Source organism: Streptomyces rimosus subsp. rimosus (assembly GCF_000720725.1).
Taxonomy (GTDB): Bacteria; Actinomycetota; Actinomycetes; order Streptomycetales; family Streptomycetaceae; genus Streptomyces; species Streptomyces rimosus_A.
In genome coordinates, this window is sequence record NZ_JOCQ01000046.1 from 48,397 (window position 1) to 64,592 (window position 16,196).

General features: G+C 72.8%; 13 protein-coding genes and 1 pseudogene. 4 read left to right on the forward strand and 10 right to left on the reverse strand.

The genetic code is table 11. The features are described 5' to 3' along the window. Positions 1-4 precede the first annotated feature (4 nt). Genes IH45_RS0123540 through IH45_RS0123550 form a run of 3 tightly spaced genes read right to left on the reverse strand, consistent with a single transcriptional unit; the run spans position 5 to position 4,029 of the window. Positions 5-1,135 carry a cupin domain-containing protein gene (locus IH45_RS0123540; protein ID WP_030671816.1) on the reverse strand — a complete coding sequence of 377 codons (1,131 nt, stop codon included), beginning with the start codon at positions 1,133-1,135 and terminating at the stop codon, positions 5-7. A gap of 1 nt (position 1,136) precedes the next feature. Further along, positions 1,137-2,945 carry a GMC oxidoreductase gene (locus tag IH45_RS0123545; protein WP_030671818.1) on the reverse strand — a complete coding sequence of 603 codons (1,809 nt, stop codon included), beginning with the start codon at positions 2,943-2,945 and terminating at the stop codon, positions 1,137-1,139. A gap of 13 nt (positions 2,946-2,958) precedes the next feature. Continuing rightward, entirely contained in the window at positions 2,959-4,029 is a 1,071-nt protein-coding gene (locus IH45_RS0123550) for an early set domain-containing protein (RefSeq protein WP_030671821.1), read from the reverse strand. Between the two features lie 100 nt (positions 4,030-4,129). On the opposite strand from IH45_RS0123550, the gene IH45_RS0123555 reads away from it, so the two are divergent. From IH45_RS0123555 to IH45_RS0123565, 3 genes are all read left to right on the forward strand, one after another. Further along, on the forward strand, positions 4,130-5,116 hold the full coding sequence (locus tag IH45_RS0123555; RefSeq protein WP_030671824.1) for an NADPH:quinone reductase: 987 nt from the start codon (positions 4,130-4,132) through the stop codon (positions 5,114-5,116). Positions 5,117-5,278: 162 nt separating this feature from the next. Further along, positions 5,279-6,721, forward strand: coding sequence for an NAD(P)/FAD-dependent oxidoreductase (locus IH45_RS0123560; RefSeq protein WP_078897733.1), 1,443 nt, complete (start codon positions 5,279-5,281; stop codon positions 6,719-6,721). Then, the gene (locus IH45_RS0123565; protein WP_050515108.1) at positions 6,721-8,592 is read left to right on the forward strand and encodes a transketolase; all 1,872 of its coding nucleotides are present in this window, start codon (positions 6,721-6,723) and stop codon (positions 8,590-8,592) included. Before IH45_RS0123560 ends, IH45_RS0123565 begins: the two co-directional genes overlap by 1 nt. 71 nt (positions 8,593-8,663) lie before the next feature. On the opposite strand, the gene IH45_RS0123570 is transcribed toward IH45_RS0123565, so the two are convergent. Beyond that, positions 8,664-9,311 (reverse strand): hypothetical protein, encoded by a 648-nt coding sequence (locus tag IH45_RS0123570; RefSeq protein WP_030671833.1) that lies wholly within the window; start codon positions 9,309-9,311, stop codon positions 8,664-8,666. Between the two features lie 233 nt (positions 9,312-9,544). Between IH45_RS0123570 and IH45_RS0123575 the strand changes: the two genes are divergently transcribed. Then, positions 9,545-10,579, forward strand: coding sequence for a phosphatidylinositol-specific phospholipase C domain-containing protein (locus IH45_RS0123575; RefSeq protein ID WP_030671835.1), 1,035 nt, complete (start codon positions 9,545-9,547; stop codon positions 10,577-10,579). Between the two features lie 10 nt (positions 10,580-10,589). Here IH45_RS0123575 and IH45_RS01000000144015 read toward each other — a convergent pair whose 3' ends face one another. The 6 genes and pseudogenes from IH45_RS01000000144015 to IH45_RS1000000150075 all read right to left on the reverse strand — a co-directional run. Beyond that, entirely contained in the window at positions 10,590-11,606 is a 1,017-nt protein-coding gene (locus IH45_RS01000000144015; protein ID WP_234440640.1) for a trypsin-like serine peptidase, read from the reverse strand. Between the two features lie 61 nt (positions 11,607-11,667). After that, positions 11,668-12,774, reverse strand: a complete 1,107-nt coding sequence (locus tag IH45_RS0123585) for an alpha/beta hydrolase (protein WP_030671842.1) — start codon at positions 12,772-12,774, stop codon at positions 11,668-11,670. A 52-nt stretch (positions 12,775-12,826) separates the two neighbouring features. Next, positions 12,827-13,750 carry a phosphatidylinositol-specific phospholipase C gene (locus tag IH45_RS0123590; protein WP_030671846.1) on the reverse strand — a complete coding sequence of 308 codons (924 nt, stop codon included), beginning with the start codon at positions 13,748-13,750 and terminating at the stop codon, positions 12,827-12,829. Positions 13,751-13,926: 176 nt separating this feature from the next. Then, positions 13,927-15,003, reverse strand: coding sequence for a phosphotransferase family protein (locus tag IH45_RS0123595; protein ID WP_050515111.1), 1,077 nt, complete (start codon positions 15,001-15,003; stop codon positions 13,927-13,929). 121 nt (positions 15,004-15,124) lie between these two features. After that, entirely contained in the window at positions 15,125-15,883 is a 759-nt protein-coding gene (locus IH45_RS0123600) for a bestrophin-like domain (RefSeq protein ID WP_030671851.1), read from the reverse strand. 10 nt (positions 15,884-15,893) lie between these two features. Then, positions 15,894-16,196 (reverse strand): annotated as a pseudogene (locus IH45_RS1000000150075) (hypothetical protein); the annotation flags it as partial.

Here is a 16,196-nt window from a genome sequence, read left to right on the forward strand (position 1 = left end):
CGCCTCAGGTGGTGTGGTAGAGGAACGCGACGAACTTCAGCGGCTCGGTACCGGGGTTGCGGATGCCGTGCACGCCGCCGCTCTTGGTGTAGAGGACGCTGCCCGGCTTGACCGGCAGCTCCCGGCACTTGACCGGGCCGACGCCGAAGACCGGCCGCTCGACCAGCGGATAGGCGGCGGTCGTCGGGTCGTCGCCGTCGCTCATGTACGCGGTGCCGGTGCCGGAGACGACGTAGTACAGCTCCTCCGAGCCGATGTGCCGGTGGGTGCCCTCCACCGCGCCGGGCGGCACCGTCACCTCGTGGAAGAACACCAGGTCGCTGCCGAGTTCGCGCTGGAACAGCCAGCGCATCTGCACGATGTTGTCCTCCCGGCGCTCCGGATTGCCCTCGTCGGTCATGGCGTTGCGGTAGTTGACCGGCTGGATCTGCGACGCGTCGGGGATGAAGAAGCCGCGCCGGAAGTCGAGCAGGTAGTTGCTGTCCGCGACGGTGTTGCGGGGGTCGCTGGGCTCCTGGGTGCGTGGTTCCTGGTGGGAACGGAGGTAGGCGTTGTCCCACTGCGGGTTGCCCAGCCGCTGGCCCGTCGGGTACAGCACGCCGTCCTCGCGGAACGCCATCGCCACCTCGGTCACCGAGCCGAGCAGCGGGGACAGCTGCGGCACCCGGGTGATGGGCGCGTTGCGGCCCATCAGCGGCAGCACCCGGTGGTCGTGGGCGGTGCCGTCCGGCGGCTCCAGCGTTTCCCAGATCTCCGCCGCGTACGCGCCGATCACCGGGTCCCAGTGCAGGGTGACGATGGCCTCGGCGGAGTCCGCGGGGTCCTCGCCGGTGACCTTCAGCCACGCCTTCGTCCGCGGCCCCAGGCGCCGGTTGAACTCCCTGGCCTGCTCCACGAGGCGGATGCCGGAATACTCGATGCGCAGCATCGGGCAGAGTTTGGTGCCGCCGAGGAAGACGTCGCCCTTGATGGCGGTGCCGTCGGCGGAACCGCGTACCTCGGCGACGTAGTAGCGGTAGCGCGAGGAGCGGGTCGCGTTGAGGTAGCGGGCGTGGTAGATGCGGTCGGGGTAGAAGACGACGCGGAAGATCTCGTTCTCGGGGTGGGTGAAGACCTCGTCGAAGCGGCTGTCCATGTCACGCCCTCCCGAGCCGGTCCAGCAGCACGTCGCCGACGCGGAAGGAGTTCGCCTCGATGGTCAGCGTCGGGTTGGCGCTGCCCGAGGTCGGCATGAACGCCCCGTCGGTGACGTAGAGGTTGTCGAAGTTCCAGGCCCGGCAGTCGGGGTCGAGGACGGAGTCCGCGGCGTCGGTGCCGAACCGGGCGCCGCCCAGCACGTGGTTGGCGATCCGTACCACCGAACCGCCCACCGACCCCGCGCTGACGTCGCGCACGTCACCGCCGCGCACCAGGATCTGCCGGCACTGCTCGGCGAGGGTGTCCATCAGCGCCCGGTCGTGCGGGTGCCAGGTCTTGATGATGTACGCGACCGGGCGGCCCCACTTGTCGGTCACGCTCGGGTGCAGCTCGATGCGGTTCTCCCGCTGCGGCACCTGGTTGGCCATGAACGCCACCGACAGGCGCCGCCCGAAGCTGTCCTCCAGGTAGTCCTCGAAGCCGTTGCCGACCAGGCCGGTGTCGTAGAGGTAGCCCTTCCACATGTTGTCCATGTCCATCGCGTGCCAGGTGCGGGCGAGCGAGATGGGCAGGGCGCCGTCGGAGGTGTTGTTGTAGATCACGCCACCTGCCCACAGTCCCTGGGCGCGGAACCACTCGGGGCGCGCGCAGTGGTCGGTGGCCCAGTCCGAGTCCAGCGTCCTGGACTTGTCGGCGCGCTCGGGGACGATGCACTGGGCGCCGCCGAAGCAGTGCGTCAGGAAGTAGCGGCCCAGCAGACCGTTGGCGTTGACCCGCTTGTCGAAGGCCTGGTCCAGCAGGCCGGAGAGCTGGAGCAGCCGTACGGACTCGATCGCCGAGCAGGCCACGACGACGGTCCCGGCGGCGATCGTACGGGGCCGGCCGCCCGGGTCGCGGTAGTGGACCTTCGTCACACGCGGGCCGTCCGCCTCCAGGTGGGTGACGGTGCAGTTGGCCCGCAGGTCCAGGCCGCCGCTGCCGTTCACCTCGCGCAGCGGCGCCAGCAGCGACACCCAGACGTTGGACTTCAGGCCCAGCGGGTCGCCGTAGCGGTTGACGAACGCCGTCTTGATGCTGTCGGCGTCGGCGGGCACCGTACGGCCGCTGGGTGCGTGGTCGCGGGTGATGACCGCGAGCGGGGTGCGGTAGCGGCGCATCCCGAGCGCGTCCATCCCGGCGGCGGCGTACGCGCTGATCGGGTTGGGGTCGAGCGGCGGCTGGTAGCGGTCCTGGGACGGGATCTTGGCCTGGCCCTCCCAGGTCCCGTTGATGCCGACCAGTTCCTCGGCCTTCGTGTAGTACGGCTCCAGCGCGGCGTAGTCCAGCGGCCAGTCGCGGGCCTCCCGGCGCACCTCGCCGCCCGGGTCGTCGCGCAGGTCGCCCCGCGACGCGTTCAGGGTGGCCAGCCGCAGGTCCTCGGGGGTGAAGCGGGGCGACACCCCGCCGTACAACTGCGTTCCGCCGCCGACCACTTGGGCCGTGTAGCCCTCGATGGTGACGCGGTCCCGGCCGTCGCTGTCGCGGTAGACGTGCGGCTCGTCGTTCAGGTCCGGCTCCACATGGCTGGAGAAGAACGGCTCGCCGGTGTTGGCCACGCCCTGGACGGTGATGCGCTTCTCCGAGCCGGTGGCGAAGCACTCGTCCCGCTTGAAGTCCGACAGGCCGCCGGGGCTCTGCGCCTGGGTGCGCAGCAGCGGCCCCTTCTCCAGGACGACCACCCGGTGGCCGGCCCGTACCAGTGTGTGGGTGAGCGGTGCGCCGCCCGCGCCACTGCCGATGACGACGACCGTGGCACTCTCCCCGTCCATGCCGTCCCCCCGCTCAGCCGCGGTAGTCGGTGTTGTGGCCCAGCGGGGACTCCAGCGCCCGCCGCCAGTCGAAGAGCGTGGCGTCCCGCGCGTCCCGGAACCGGCTCTCCAGATACATCCAGCCCGCCGCGCCGGAATTCCCGCCGTGTTTCGGGTGCACGAACGCGCCGGTCATCGCATGCCGGCGCAGGAGCAGCAGGAAGTACCGCGGACTTCCGTAGCGGGAGTAGTCCCAGCCGTCCACCTTCTCGGTTTCCATCTGCCGGTAGAGATCCGCGAACATCTCCGGGGGCGCGGTCGCCGGATCGAGCCCGCCGAACCGTGACCGCAGGATTTCCCCGATGATTTTGAGGCAGGTGTGGTAATCATCGGCGTTGTGCTGTTCCTGGCGGGCGATCAGCTTGTCGATGTAGTTGACCGTGCCCACCTCGTCGTCCAGTTGGTAGGCCAGCGGGAATTCCTCGTCCCGGCTCGCGCGGTCCAGCGACTCGTACACCCCGCGGATGAAGCGCCGGTTCTCGTCGAGCCGGAAGGGCAGCAGATGGCGCACCAGCCGGCCGAGCAGTTCGCGCTCGGTGCGGCTGAGCGTCAGCGGCACGGTGCAGGCGTCGGTGAAGAAGCGGGACCACGGCTCGCCGTTGTCCAGCACGGCGCGCTGCGGGTTGACCGGGTCGAGCACATACGCCCCGTCCACCGCGAACTTGTATGTGTGCACCTGCCCCTTGGGCACCCGCACGGTGACGGCCCAGAAGCCGGTCGGCTCGCCCGCGAAGACCAGCGGACGCAAGGGGACCGGCGCGTGCAGCGGCCCGAACGTGCCCAGTACGGCCACCGAGGCAGGGGCGGCGCGGCGGCCGTCGTAGACGAACGTGACGTCGTTGTACGGATACGAGGCGGCCGCCGACACCCCGTCCCAGTGCGCGTCCACGACCGGGAAGCGCCACGCCTCGCAGATCGCCGCGCGGTCGTCACCGGGCGCGTACTGCCCGAAATCATGGCGCGCGTCCCGGCTCTCCCTGGCGAGGTATTTCGTGCAGTGATTCAGTACGTACTGATCGTCTTTCTCGATGACCTCGGTCTTCACCGCGCACCCCCGGGAACGTCGTGCGGTGCCAGTGCCATTGAACGTATTGCGCGCGTCGGGGGTTGTCCACGCCGACGGCGGACGCCGTATCGTGCCTCGTATGCGCGCCGCTTGGTACGAGAAAAGGGGCCCGGCGCGAAAGGTGTTCCGGGTGGGGGAACTGCCCACTCCCGAGCCGGGCCCGGGTGAACTGCGCATCCGGCTGGCGTTCTCCGGGATCAATCCCGGGGACGTCAAGAAACGGCAGGTCTGGCTGGGCGCCGCCACGCCCGATTTCCCGCTGACCGTGCCGCACAGCGACGGTGCGGGGGTGGTGGACGCGGTCGGTGACGGGGTGTCCGCCGCCTGGGTGGGCCGCCGCGCCTGGTGCTCGTACGCGCAGAGCTACCGGCCGCAGGGGACCGCCGCCCAGTACACGGTCGTCCCCGAGGGCTGCGTCGGCGCCCTGCCCGAGGGCGTGTCCGCCGAGCAGGGCGCCTGCCTGGGCATCCCCGGTATCACCGCGCACCGCGCGCTGTTCGCGGACGGTCCGATGACCGGGCGGACGGTGGTGGTGGCGGGCGCGCTCGGCAGCGTCGGCCGCGCGGCGGCCGTCCTGGCGCGCCGGGCCGGTGCCCTGGTGATCGGCACGGTCACGCGCCCGGACCAGCTCGGCGAGTTGCGGGAGCTGGGGGTGGACCGGGCGGCGAGCGCGGGGGACGACGTGATGGACGCCGTGCTCGCGCTGACCGGAGGACGCGGTGCCGACCGCGTCGTCGAGGTCGCCTTCGACGCCGACGCGGACCTCGACGCGCGGCTGCTCGCCCCCGGCGGCACCATCGCCGCCTACGCGACCGGCGACCCCGCCCCCGCGCTGCCCTTCTGGCCGCTGGCCTTCAAGAACGCGACCGTACGGCTGCTGGGCTACGACGACTTTCCGCGCGAGGCGGTGCGCCTGGCCGTACCGGACATCACGGCGGCGGCCGCCGCTGCCGCGCTGCGTTATCCCGTCGCGGCCGTCCATCCGCTCGACGCCATCGCCGCCGCCCACGAGGCCGTCGAGCACCCGAGGGCCCCGGGCCGCGTCCTGCTCGCGCTGCCGGACTGAACGGCCGGCGCGGGACCTTCTGCCCGCGCCGGACCCGCCGTCGGACCCGCCGTCCGGGCGATGACCGGTACCGCGCGGCTGGGCCGGACGGCGTACATACCCGCGCGGAATGCGGGCACCCGGGCCGATCAGGGCAGGACCCCGAGGTGAGAGGAGACGCAGATGGTGGCGGAGGCCCGTAACGGGAGGCGGCCGCGCGTGGTGATCGTGGGGGCGGGCTTCGCCGGGTACGAATGCGCCCGCACGCTCGCCAAGAAGGCCCGCGGCGCCGCTGAGATCGTGCTGATCAACCCCAACGACTACTTCCTCTACCTGCCGCTGCTGCCCGAGGTCTCGGCCGGGATCCTGGAGCCGCGCCGGGTGTCGGTGTCGCTGACCGGCACGCTGCCCGGCGTCCGGCTGGTCCTCGGCCAGGTCGGCGGCGTGGACCTCGCGGGCCGCCGCGTCGAGTACACCGACCCGGAGGGGCGCACCGGCTCGCTGGGCTACGACCGCCTCGTCCTGACCGTCGGCAGCGTGAACAAGCTGCTGCCCATCCCGGGCGTCGCCGAGCACGCGCACGGCTTCCGCGGCATGCCCGAAGCGCTGTACCTGCGCGACCACATGACCCGGCAGATCGAGCTGGCGGGCGCCGCCGAGGACCCCGCCGAACGGGCCGCGCGCACCACCTTCGTCGTGGTCGGCGCGGGCTACACCGGCATCGAGGTCGCCGCGCACGGCGTGACCTTCACCCGGTCGCTGGCGCGCCACAACGCCGGGCTGCGCGGTGAGCCGCAGCCCCGCTGGATCCTGCTGGACCTCGCCGACCGGGTGCTCCCGGAGCTGGACGAGCGGCTGTCGCGCACCGCGCACCGGGTGCTGAGCAAGCGCGGCGTGGAGATCCGTACCAGGACCTCTGTCAAGGAGGCCACCTCCGACGGGGTGCTGCTGGACGACGGCACGTCGGTCGACACCCGCTCGCTGATCTGGTGCGTCGGCGTGCGGCCCGACCCGCTGGTGGAGTCGCTGGGACTGCCCACCGAACGCGGCCGGCTGTGCGTGGACGAGTTCCTCGCCGTGCCCGGCCACCCCGAGGTGCTCGCCTGCGGCGACGCCGCCGCCGTACCGGACCTGACCCGGCCGGGCCAGGTGACGCCGATGACCGCCCAGCACGCACAGCGCCAGGGCAAGGTCGCGGCCCACAACGTCGCCGCCTCCTACGGGCAGGGCGAGCCCCGCGCCTACAAGCACCACGACCTGGGCTTCATGGTCGACCTCGGTGGCGTGCAGGCCGCCGCCAACCCGCTGCACGTGCCGCTGTCCGGCCCGGTCGCCAACGCGGTGACCCGCGGCTACCACCTGATGGCGATGCCCGGCAACCGCGTCCGGGTCGCCGCCGACTGGCTGCTGGACGCGGCGCTGCCGCGCCAGGGCGTGCAGCTCGGCCTGGTGCGCTCCTGGTCCGTGCCGCTGGACACGGCGGCGCCCGAACTGGCCCGGATACCCGTGGACGGACGCGAGGGGGAGCGGACGGCGGACGGGACGCCCGAGGACACGCCCAAGGAAACGCCGAAGGAAACGTCCGAGACCGCGCCGGAAAAGTCCCGAAAAGCGGAAGGAAGCTGATGACCAAGCAGAACGACCCGGGTGCGGACACCGCCCGGTACGACCGGCTGCGCGAGCTGGGACAACAGCTGCGCGTCGACTCCGTACGCGCCGCCGACGCGGCCGGCTCCGGCCACCCGACCTCCTCGATGTCCGCGGCCGACCTGGCCGCGGTGCTGCTGAGCGAGTACCTGCGCTACGACTTCGCCGACCCCGAGAACCCCGGCAACGACCACCTCATCTTCTCCAAGGGCCATGCCTCGCCCCTGGTGTACTCGATGGGCAAGGCGGCCGGGGCGCTCACCGACGAGCAGCTGCTGACCTTCCGCAAGAACGGCAGCCTGCTGGAGGGGCACCCCACCCCGCGCATCCCGTGGGTGGACGTGGCCACCGGCTCGCTCGGCCAGGGGCTGCCCATCGGCGTCGGCCTCGCGCTGGCCGGCCGCGACCTGGACCGCGTCCCGTACCGGGTGTGGGTGCTGTGCGGCGACAGCGAGATGGCCGAGGGCTCGATGTGGGAGGCGTTCGAACACGCCGGGTACGAGAAGCTGGCCAACCTCACCGCGATCATCGACGTGAACCGGCTCGGCCAGCGCGGACCCACCCGGCACGGCTGGGACCTGGACGCCTACGCGCGCCGCATCCGGGCCTTCGACTGGCACACCATCGAGGTGGACGGCCACGACGTGGCGGCGGTGGACCGCGCGTACGCCGAGGCGGAGGCCACCACCGACCGGCCCACCGCGATCATCGCCAGGACCCGCAAGGGCCAGGGCGTACGGGCCGTGGCCGACCAGGAGGGCAAGCACGGCAAGCCGCTGAAGGACGCGGCCGAGGCGATCGAGGAGCTGGGCGGCGTCCGCGACCTGAGCGTTCAGGTGCACGGGCCGCGGGACGCCGAGTCGCGGCTGCGGTCCGGCGGCGGCGAGCCCGAGCTGCCGGACTACAAGGTCGGCGACGCGGTCGCCACCCGCAACGCGTTCGGCGAGGCGCTCGCCGCGCTCGGCGCCGCCCGCGGCGACGTGGTCGCGCTGGACGGCGAGGTCGGCGACTCCACCCGCGCCGCCTTCTTCGCCGACGCGCACGGCGACCGGTACTTCGAGTGCTACATCGCCGAGCAGCAGATGGTGGCCGCCGCGGTCGGCATGCAGGTACGCGGCTGGGTGCCGTACGCCACCACCTTCGCCGCCTTCCTCAGCCGCGCCTACGACTTCGTGCGGATGGCCGCCGTCAGCCGGGCCGACCTCAACCTCGTCGGGTCGCACGCGGGCGTCGCCATCGGCGAGGACGGGCCGTCGCAGATGGGCCTGGAGGACCTGGCCGCGTTCCGCGCGGTGCACGGCAGCACCGTCCTGTACCCGTGCGACGCCAACCAGGCGGCCCGGCTGACCGCCGCCATGGCCGGCGCGCGCGGCATCCGCTATCTGCGCACGTCCCGGGGCGAGAGCCCGGTCATCTACGGACCGGGGGAGGACTTCCCGATCGGCGGCAGCAAGACGCTGCGTTCGACGCCCGAGGACCGGGTCACCATCGTGGCCGCGGGCATCACCGTCCACGAGGCGCTGGCCGCCGCCGACACCCTGGCCGGCGAGGGCGTGGCCGCCCGGGTCATCGACCTGTACTCCCTCAAGCCGGTGGACCTGCCCACGCTGCGGGAGGCCGCCGAGGTCACCGGGCGGATCATCACCGTCGAGGACCACCACCCCGAGGGCGGCCTCGGCGACGCGGTGCTGGACGCCTTCACCGACGGCCACCCGGTGCCCCGCCTGGCCCGGCTCGCGGTGCGCACCATGCCCGGCTCCGCGTCGCCGGAGGAGCAGCTGCGGGCGGCCGGGATCGACGCACAGGCGATCGCGGCGACGGCCCGCGGGCTGCTCACCGAGACGCCGTAGACACGCGGGCAGGCGTAGGGGCAGGTGCCGGTGGCCCCGGTCCCCATTGCGGGACCGGGGCCACCGGCCGCTCACCCGGCCTTACGGATCTCCTCGGCGCCTTTCTTGTCGAGCGCCGCGCGCACCAGGGCCGCCGCCAGCAGGGCGGGGTCCGTCTTTCCGGCGGCCTTGAGCAGCGCGTCGGGGGAGGACGGCAGGCCGACCCGCTCCGCGCCCTGTATGGCCTTGGCGTCCAGGTACGGCGCGAGGTCCGTCCAGACGGCCTGGGCCTCCCGCAGGAAGATGTCCGTACCGGCGGGCCCCAGGCCGGGGACCTCGCGCAGCAGTGAGCGCAGCCGGCCGGTGTCCCCGTCCGCCGCGTCCCGCATCCGGCGCAGGTCGCCGCCGTACTTGTCGAGCAACAGCTCGGCGCCGTCGCCCAGTTGGGTCGAGGTGCGTTCGTCGTAGCGGCGGTATCCGCCCTCGCCGAGGGCGTCCACCCGCTGCTGCCAGGTGGCGTCCTTCATGCGCTGCGCGGTCCGCATCCCGGCCTTGGACAGCGCATGGCTCGCCGCCACCGCGATATTGGCCTGGATGCGGGCGCTGAGCAGGCACGAGAGCACCAGCAGCTGATACAGCGGCTGGGGTGTGTCCTTGATCCGGATGCCGGCCTCGTCGGCGTAGGTCCGGCCGTAGGTGTTCAGAAGGGCCTTGACCCGGGCGCGGTCGCTGCTGCTCATGGCCGGCCTCCGGGGGGCGCGTCGTCGAGCGGTGTGTGCACGGTGTCCACGATGCCGTACATGTCCTCCACATCCTGGTTTGCTGGCTCGGCACGGCGATTCCCGGCCCGCGTACCCACCCGGTGGGCGGACCACCCGTCAACTCCCGTACGCTGCTGCATCGACCGGAGGGGCTGGTGGTTCCGGAGCCACAAGGGGCAGCCGGGGGGCCAGTGGAACGAAAGCGGGGGCACATGAGCAGAACACGGAGCGCGGGGACGGCCGCGATCGCGGCGGCGGTGGTAGTGGCGCTGGCGGGCCCGGCCGGTGCGGCGCAGCCCGCCGGGTCGTACGGCGCGACCACGTCCGTCGGCGTCCACAACGCCTACGAGAAGGCCAAGTACCCGTACTTCGCGGACGCGTTGGACTCCGGCGCGAGCCTGCTCGAACTGGACGTGTGGACCAACGCGCTGGGCAAGTCCTGGCGGGTCTCGCACAGCAACCCGTTCGGCAACAACAGCAACTGCGTGAACGCCGCCACCGCGGGCGAGCTGCGCACGAAGAAACGCGACCAGGACCTCGGCGGCTGCCTCGCCGACATGAAGGCGTGGCACGACGCCCACCCCGGCCACCGGCCGATCACGGTCAAGGTCGAGATGAAGGACGGCTTCAACGACAAGGGCGGCCGGGGCCCGGCCGCCTTCGACGCGCTGGTCCGCGCCAAGCTGGGCGACGCGGTGTACGGGCCCGGCGACCTGGCCGCCGGCCACCGTGACCTCGACGAGGCCGTACAGGCGAACGGCTGGCCCACCCGCTCCGCGCTGAACGGCAAGTTCCTCTTCGAGCTGATACCCGGCACGGTCGAGGAGGGCAACCCGCTCGACAAGCTGTGGACCGACCGCGAGTACGCCACCCACCTGAAGAACCTCGCCGCCCAGGGCAAGCTGAACCAGGCCACCGCCTTCCCCGCGGTGCACGGCGCGGCGGCGGGCGACCCGCGCACCCGCTACACCGACACCGCGCTGCGCCCCTGGTTCGTGGTCTTCGACGGCGACGCCGCCACGTACCTGAAGAACGGCATCGACACCGCCTGGTACGACAGCCGCCACTACCTGCTGATCATGACCGACGCGCACCAGGTGTCCCCGGTCATCGACGGCACCAAGCCCACCGAGACCGAGGCGCTGGCCCGCGTGAACCAGCTGGCCGCCGCCCACGGCAGCATCGTGACCGCCGACTGGTACCCGCTGCCGAAGGTGCTCAAGACGGTGGTGCCGCGCGGGAAGTAGGGCGTACGCCTCAGGCGCCGTCTGTCGTGGCGCGCCTGTACAGGGCGGCGATGTCCGGGCCGAACCAGCTGCTGTACGAGGTCTCGTCGTCGCCGCCCTCGTCCAGCCCGCCGATGACGCCGGTCACCGTGCCCAGGCCGGTGTCCGGGTCGACGGCGGTGAGCATCGGTCCGCCGCTGGTGCCGTTGGGAAAGCCGGCGCAGTCGAAGCGCAGCTGGCCGGGCAGCGCGGAGGTGGTGTTGCGGCAGTCGACGGGGGACTCGCGGTCGTCGGGATAACCGACGGTCCGCGTCGGCAGGCCGCCGGGCGGCGAGAAGCGGATCCGCTCGGCGCCGGTCAGGTCCTCGACGCGCTGCCCGTCGGCGCCGGTACCGCGCGAACGGCGCACCCGGAGGAACGCGACATCGTGGTCCTCGTCGCGCCCGTCGGCCCAGCGCGGATCGACGACGATGCGGGACGGCACCCACACGCCGTACGGCACGACCCCGTCGTGGTAGCCCGGCGCGAAGACCAGGTTCGTACGGAAGCCGCCGTCGTAGACGCAGTGGGCGGCCGTGACGACCAGGTCGCGCGTCGCGGAGTGCACCACGCTCGCGGTGCAGTGGTGGTCGGCGTCGCCGTCGCCGCCCGGTGAGAAGAGCGGGCCGACGGGGGCCGACACGGCCGCCGGCCCGGCCCGCAGCGGCTGCGATACGGGCGGCTCGGCCGCCTTGTCCCGTACGGCCGTGTCCTGGCGCGCCGTCGTACGGACGGTGGCGGGCGGCGGTGCGGGGCGCTCGGTGTACGGGCCGGACAGCAGTGCGTCGGCCGCCGCGTCCCCGTCGGCGGCCTCCCCGGCGTACGAGCCCGTGCCGGGATCGCCGGACGCGAGATACCCGCCGTGCGCGAAGGCCCGTACGGCCAGCACCGTGCCGGCGCAGGTCAGGCCGAGCGCGGCGCAGAGGCCGAGGGCGGTGGCGCGACGGCGGGTGCGCGGCTCGGCCGGGGCCGGGGGCCGTGCGGCGAGGCCGCGCTCGGTCGTACTCACCAGCAGATCATACGGTTCCGGGACGGGGCTCCCTGTGCCCGGGGCCGCGACCTCCCACCCCTCAGGCGCCCAACGCGCGCATCAGCATCGGCCACGACGCGACCAGCTCGCGCTCCCAGTACGGCCAGCTGTGCCCGCCCTTCGAGGCGCACACGGTCGCCGGGATGCCCAGCTGCGCCAGCTTGGCGCGCAGTTGCTGGTTCATGCCGTACACGGCGCGCTCGACCGGGTCCTGCGTGCCGTGCGCGGGCGGATCGGTGCAGCGCGCGGGCGACGGGGCGGGCGGCGTGTCGCCGTTCCCCCACGACCAGCCCGGACCGCCGTCGGTCGTACCGTCCCCGTACGAGAGGTACAGCGGCGTACCGCGCAGCGACGCCGCCTGCTCCAGCGGGCTGTTGCGCTTCCACAGCCACTGCTGCCGCAGGTCGGCCGGGTCGTCGGTGTCGAACGGGTAGCCCGGCTCGCCCCAGACGCGCTTCCAGTCGGCGAGACAGGACAGCGCGCCCAGCTTGACGCCGTCCGGGCCGGACAGGCCGCCGTCGGTGGACCGGTACAGGGGGCTGACGGCGCCGCTGTACGAGGCGGCCGCGCGGAACATCCCGGGGCGCGCCGCGGTGAACTTCAGCGCGCCCAGCCCGCCCATCGACAGCCCCGCGACGGCGCGCGTCGTCCCCGCGCGGTAGTCGCGCTCCAGCAGCGGCCGCACCTCGTCCAGCAGGTACGTCTCCCAGGCCGGCGAACCCCAGGCGCCGTAGTTGTACCAGTCGCTGTAACTGCTGCACCCGCTGGTCTCCGGCATGACCACGAGCACATCGCGGTCGGCGGCCAACTGCTCGACGTGGGTGTTGGCCGTCCAGTCCTGATGGTTGCCGCCACCGCCGTGCAACAGCCACAGCACCGGCCACGTACGGGAGGCGCCCTTCGACCAGCCCTTCGGCAGCAGCAGCCGGACCCACTTGACCGGCGCGTCGGTCTCGGGGGACGAGATCCCGAGGTCGAGCATGCGGTCGCCGACCGGCACCTCCGCGACGACGCGGGCCGGATTGCGGGCCGGATCACGGGCCGGTTCGTGGGCCGGGCTGCTTGCCGCGTGTGCGGGCGCGCCCATCGCCGGGACGATGAGCAGCGGCAGCAGCAGGGCGAGTCCCAGGGCGAGCACCAGGGACATCCAGCCGGCGTGGCGCGGCCGGCGTGCGCGTGGGAGACGTCGCAGCCGCATGTCACCCTCCCGTGTTGTGCCGGATCAGCGTCGCGGCCAGCCCGTGTTCGTTCGGGAAGTCCATCGGGACGATGCCGAGCCCCGTCCAGCCGCTCGCCTCCGTACCGGTCAGGAAGCTCTTCACCTGCGGATTGAGGCGGTCCGCGTTGGAGCGGGGCGGCAGCAGCGCCGCGGTGCTGACGTAGTTGACGAACAGCTTGCCGGGCTCCCTGGCGGCCTTGCGGAACTGCCCCTCGATCAACGGGTACTTGCGCAGCGGTTCGGCCATGTAGTCGTCCTGGATGTCGAAGACGCGCGGATCGGCGTAGCGCACGCCCGGCAGCCCGTCCGAGTCGGCGAGCAGCACGACCTTGCCGCGGGCCTGCCCGAGCGACGGCAGCGTGCCGTCCAGCCGGAACAGCGGGCGCCACCCCTTGCCGTCCAGGTAGATGTCGAAGATCCGCCGGAATTCCGCCGCGCTCTCCTCGGAATACTCCTGCTTGACCCGCATCAGCACGGTCTCCGACGGATGCGCCCGGAGGAACGCCCGGCATGCCACCAGCACGTCACCGAACATCAACTGCTGGTAGAACGCGCCGTGATGGATGGCGAAAACCGAGTCGATGGCCCGGCAGCGCACGTCCAGGAAGCGGATACCGCTCTCCAGCTGCTGGGCGATGGTGGTGTTCTGGCAGGCGACCCAGGGGCCGCCGTGGCGCGCCCCGGAATCATGGGTGCCCGGGATGGAGAGCCGCTGCATCGGCGTGCTGTCCGGGAGGGCCGACATCCAGTCCTGTACGGGGGCGGAAACGGTGGGCCGGGGGCGTACGGCGGCACGTCCGGCGGGCCTGGCGGCCGTGGCGGCGGCCTGCCCGCTCCCGGCCCCCACCAGCACACCCGCGGCCGACGCCGCTGCCGCACCCTTCAGAAACCCCCGCCGGTCCATGCGCCCACCTCGTCCTCTCCGACGCCCCTGCGGGAACGGCCGGCCCTGGCCGAACAGCCGCCCGTGGGCGAACAGTTGATCACAGCATCGAAGCACAGGACGGGGACGGTGAACAGGGCGGTGGGGTGAACAGCGCTCGGCGCCAACCTTTCCGCTCCCTACGGAGGTTTCGGGGCTCAGTCGTCCGGCGGGCGCTCGTGGGGCGGTGGGGTGAGGCCGGGCCAGCGGCCGAGCATCCGGGCGCGCATGGCGTCGGCGAGGCGGCCCAGCCCGCGTAGATCGTCGCGGTTCCCGGTGAGCCGGGCGACGACACCGAGCCGGTACGCGAGCCGCTGCCGTGCCGTGACCGTGCCCCACTCCCAGTCCTCGTCGGGCAGCCGGGCGAGGTGGTCGGTGGTCCCGCGATGGGCGCGCTGCACCAGGGCGTCACCCCGGACGAGCCAGCCCGCGCACGCGTCGACCAGGTCGCCGGGCGGCGCGCTGCCGGTCGCCGCCTCCCACTCCCTCCGGTACGCGGCCTCCGCCTCGCGCAGCAGTGGATCGGGCGTGGCCGTGACACACCAGCAGGTCGGGAAGCCGACGCGCAGATAGGCCAGTTCGGTGAGGCCGTTGCCCAGGCAGGACTGCTCGAAGTCGATGAACCGGATGCCGTCCGGCGTGTGCAGGTCGTTGCCGGGACACGGGTCGCCGTGCAGCAGGGCCCGTCCGGGCGCGGAGCCGAGCCGGCGCAGCAGGGCCGCCAGTTCGGTGTCCGTGCCGTCCGGGACCGGGGCCGCGAGGCGGTCGGCGAGGGCGAGGAAGGAGTCGATGTCCGCGGGGGCCGGGCCCGACCAGGCGGGCAGGGGTGGCGCACCGTCGGCCGGTACGGACGCGGTGGCCGCGTGCAGCCGCGCCAGCGCCGCCGCGTACCCGACCACCCAGTCCGGCGCGGGCCGCCGGTGGGCAACCTGCTCCAGCACCAGGACGCGCGCGACCGGATCCGTGCCGAGCAGACGCGGTACGACGGGCGGCGTCACCCGCGAGGCCAGCCGCAGCGCGGTCACCTCACGGGCGTACCGCCCGTCCGCATCCGCGCCGTCGACGGCCTGCTTGACCACCGCGGGCGCGCCCCGCAGCTCGACCCGCCACACACGGGAGCGCGGACTGCTGCTCAGCCGCACCGCGTTGCGGGCCGGGCCGAGGCGGTCCCGCAGTACATCGGTGAACGGCAGGTCCGGCGACCTGCCCGCGTGATCCGGCGGCTCCGACGACATGCGCGCATGATCGCACGGGGAATTCCGGGACGTCGCGGCATTTACGTCGCGCACCCGTCATCTACGTCGCGCACCGGTCATCTACGTCGCGCACCCGTCGTTTATGTCGCGCACCCGTCCGTCACAAGTGCGGGAAGAGATCCGTGAACGGATCCGCCGTGGCCGAGATGCCGCGGCTGAACGGCGCGTCGAAGTCCCACACCAGGAACAGCAGGAAGGCGATCAGCGCGCTGAACACACCGGCCATCAGCAACTCGCGGCCCGACCGCCGGATCTGGAGGGTGAAGATCAGACCGATGGTGATCACGGCACCGGCGATCAGCCCGAACCAGACCACCCTCGGCAGGGTCGGGTCCATGCTGTTCGCCCGCGTGTTACGGGCGGCGTCGGCCGCCGAGACCTGGTCGAGCAGCGGCTGGTAGGACTGGCTCTCGTGGTCGTCGGCCGGCCGGTAGTCGGTCACGGAGGCGCGCACCTTGTCCAGCAGCTCGCCGCCCCGGTCGGTGACCTGGCCCTCCTCGGCCATGGCCGGCCACTCCTTGTGGACGACGTACGAGACATAGGCGTCCACGTCCGCGCGGATCTGCTCGCGTGCGCCCTCCGGGTAGGCCCGCACCCGCTCGCTGACCTCGTGCAGGGCCTGCGCCTCGGCCCGTACGGAGTCCTCGGCCGCGCCCCGGGCCTCCCAGACCCCGGCGATGGCCAGGCCCAGGACGATCGCGTACACCACCCCCACCATCATCACCATGTACTCGATGACGTCGGGCGTCTCGGACGGGTCGTCGTCCTCGCCGATACGACGCTGCTTGAGGACCGTGATGGTCAGCACGACGGCGCAGACGGCAGCCATCGCGATGATCAGCACCAGCCATTCCGGCATGGGAGGCCTCCTACGAGGAACGGCGTCCGGAGGAACCGGACGAGCTGGACGAACGGGGGCGCAGCGCGGCGGCCGCCAGCACGGCGGGTGCGGTGAGCAGCAGCATGGTCGTGACGGTCGAACGGCTGTTGTGCTGCTTGCGGGCGGACGGGGTGTACTTGCGGGGCAGCTCCACCGCAGGCGACGTGGACGGTTCGGGGCGCGGTGATGTGGGCGGGGTGGCCGGTGGCGGCGCGGGGGCCGCGGATGTGCCGGGCGTGGAACGGGACGGTGCGGGCGTCGGCCCGGGAGTGGTGGGGGCGGAGGGCTGGGG

What these genes read in the sequence shown, in the direction of transcription:
- IH45_RS0123540 (WP_030671816.1), bottom strand. Translation starts at nt 1,135, where the DNA reads ATGGACAGCCGCTTCGACGAGGTCTTCACCCACCCCGAGAACGAGATC.
- IH45_RS0123545 (WP_030671818.1), bottom strand. Translation starts at nt 2,945, where the DNA reads ATGGACGGGGAGAGTGCCACGGTCGTCGTCATCGGCAGTGGCGCGGGC.
- IH45_RS0123555 (WP_030671824.1), top strand. Translation starts at nt 4,130, where the DNA reads ATGCGCGCCGCTTGGTACGAGAAAAGGGGCCCGGCGCGAAAGGTGTTC.
- IH45_RS0123560 (WP_078897733.1), top strand. Translation starts at nt 5,279, where the DNA reads ATGGTGGCGGAGGCCCGTAACGGGAGGCGGCCGCGCGTGGTGATCGTG.
- IH45_RS0123565 (WP_050515108.1), top strand. Translation starts at nt 6,721, where the DNA reads ATGACCAAGCAGAACGACCCGGGTGCGGACACCGCCCGGTACGACCGG.
- IH45_RS0123570 (WP_030671833.1), bottom strand. Translation starts at nt 9,311, where the DNA reads ATGAGCAGCAGCGACCGCGCCCGGGTCAAGGCCCTTCTGAACACCTAC.
- IH45_RS0123575 (WP_030671835.1), top strand. Translation starts at nt 9,545, where the DNA reads ATGAGCAGAACACGGAGCGCGGGGACGGCCGCGATCGCGGCGGCGGTG.
- IH45_RS0123585 (WP_030671842.1), bottom strand. Translation starts at nt 12,774, where the DNA reads ATGTCCCTGGTGCTCGCCCTGGGACTCGCCCTGCTGCTGCCGCTGCTC.
- IH45_RS0123590 (WP_030671846.1), bottom strand. Translation starts at nt 13,750, where the DNA reads ATGGACCGGCGGGGGTTTCTGAAGGGTGCGGCAGCGGCGTCGGCCGCG.
- IH45_RS0123595 (WP_050515111.1), bottom strand. Translation starts at nt 15,003, where the DNA reads ATGTCGTCGGAGCCGCCGGATCACGCGGGCAGGTCGCCGGACCTGCCG.
- IH45_RS0123600 (WP_030671851.1), bottom strand. Translation starts at nt 15,883, where the DNA reads ATGCCGGAATGGCTGGTGCTGATCATCGCGATGGCTGCCGTCTGCGCC.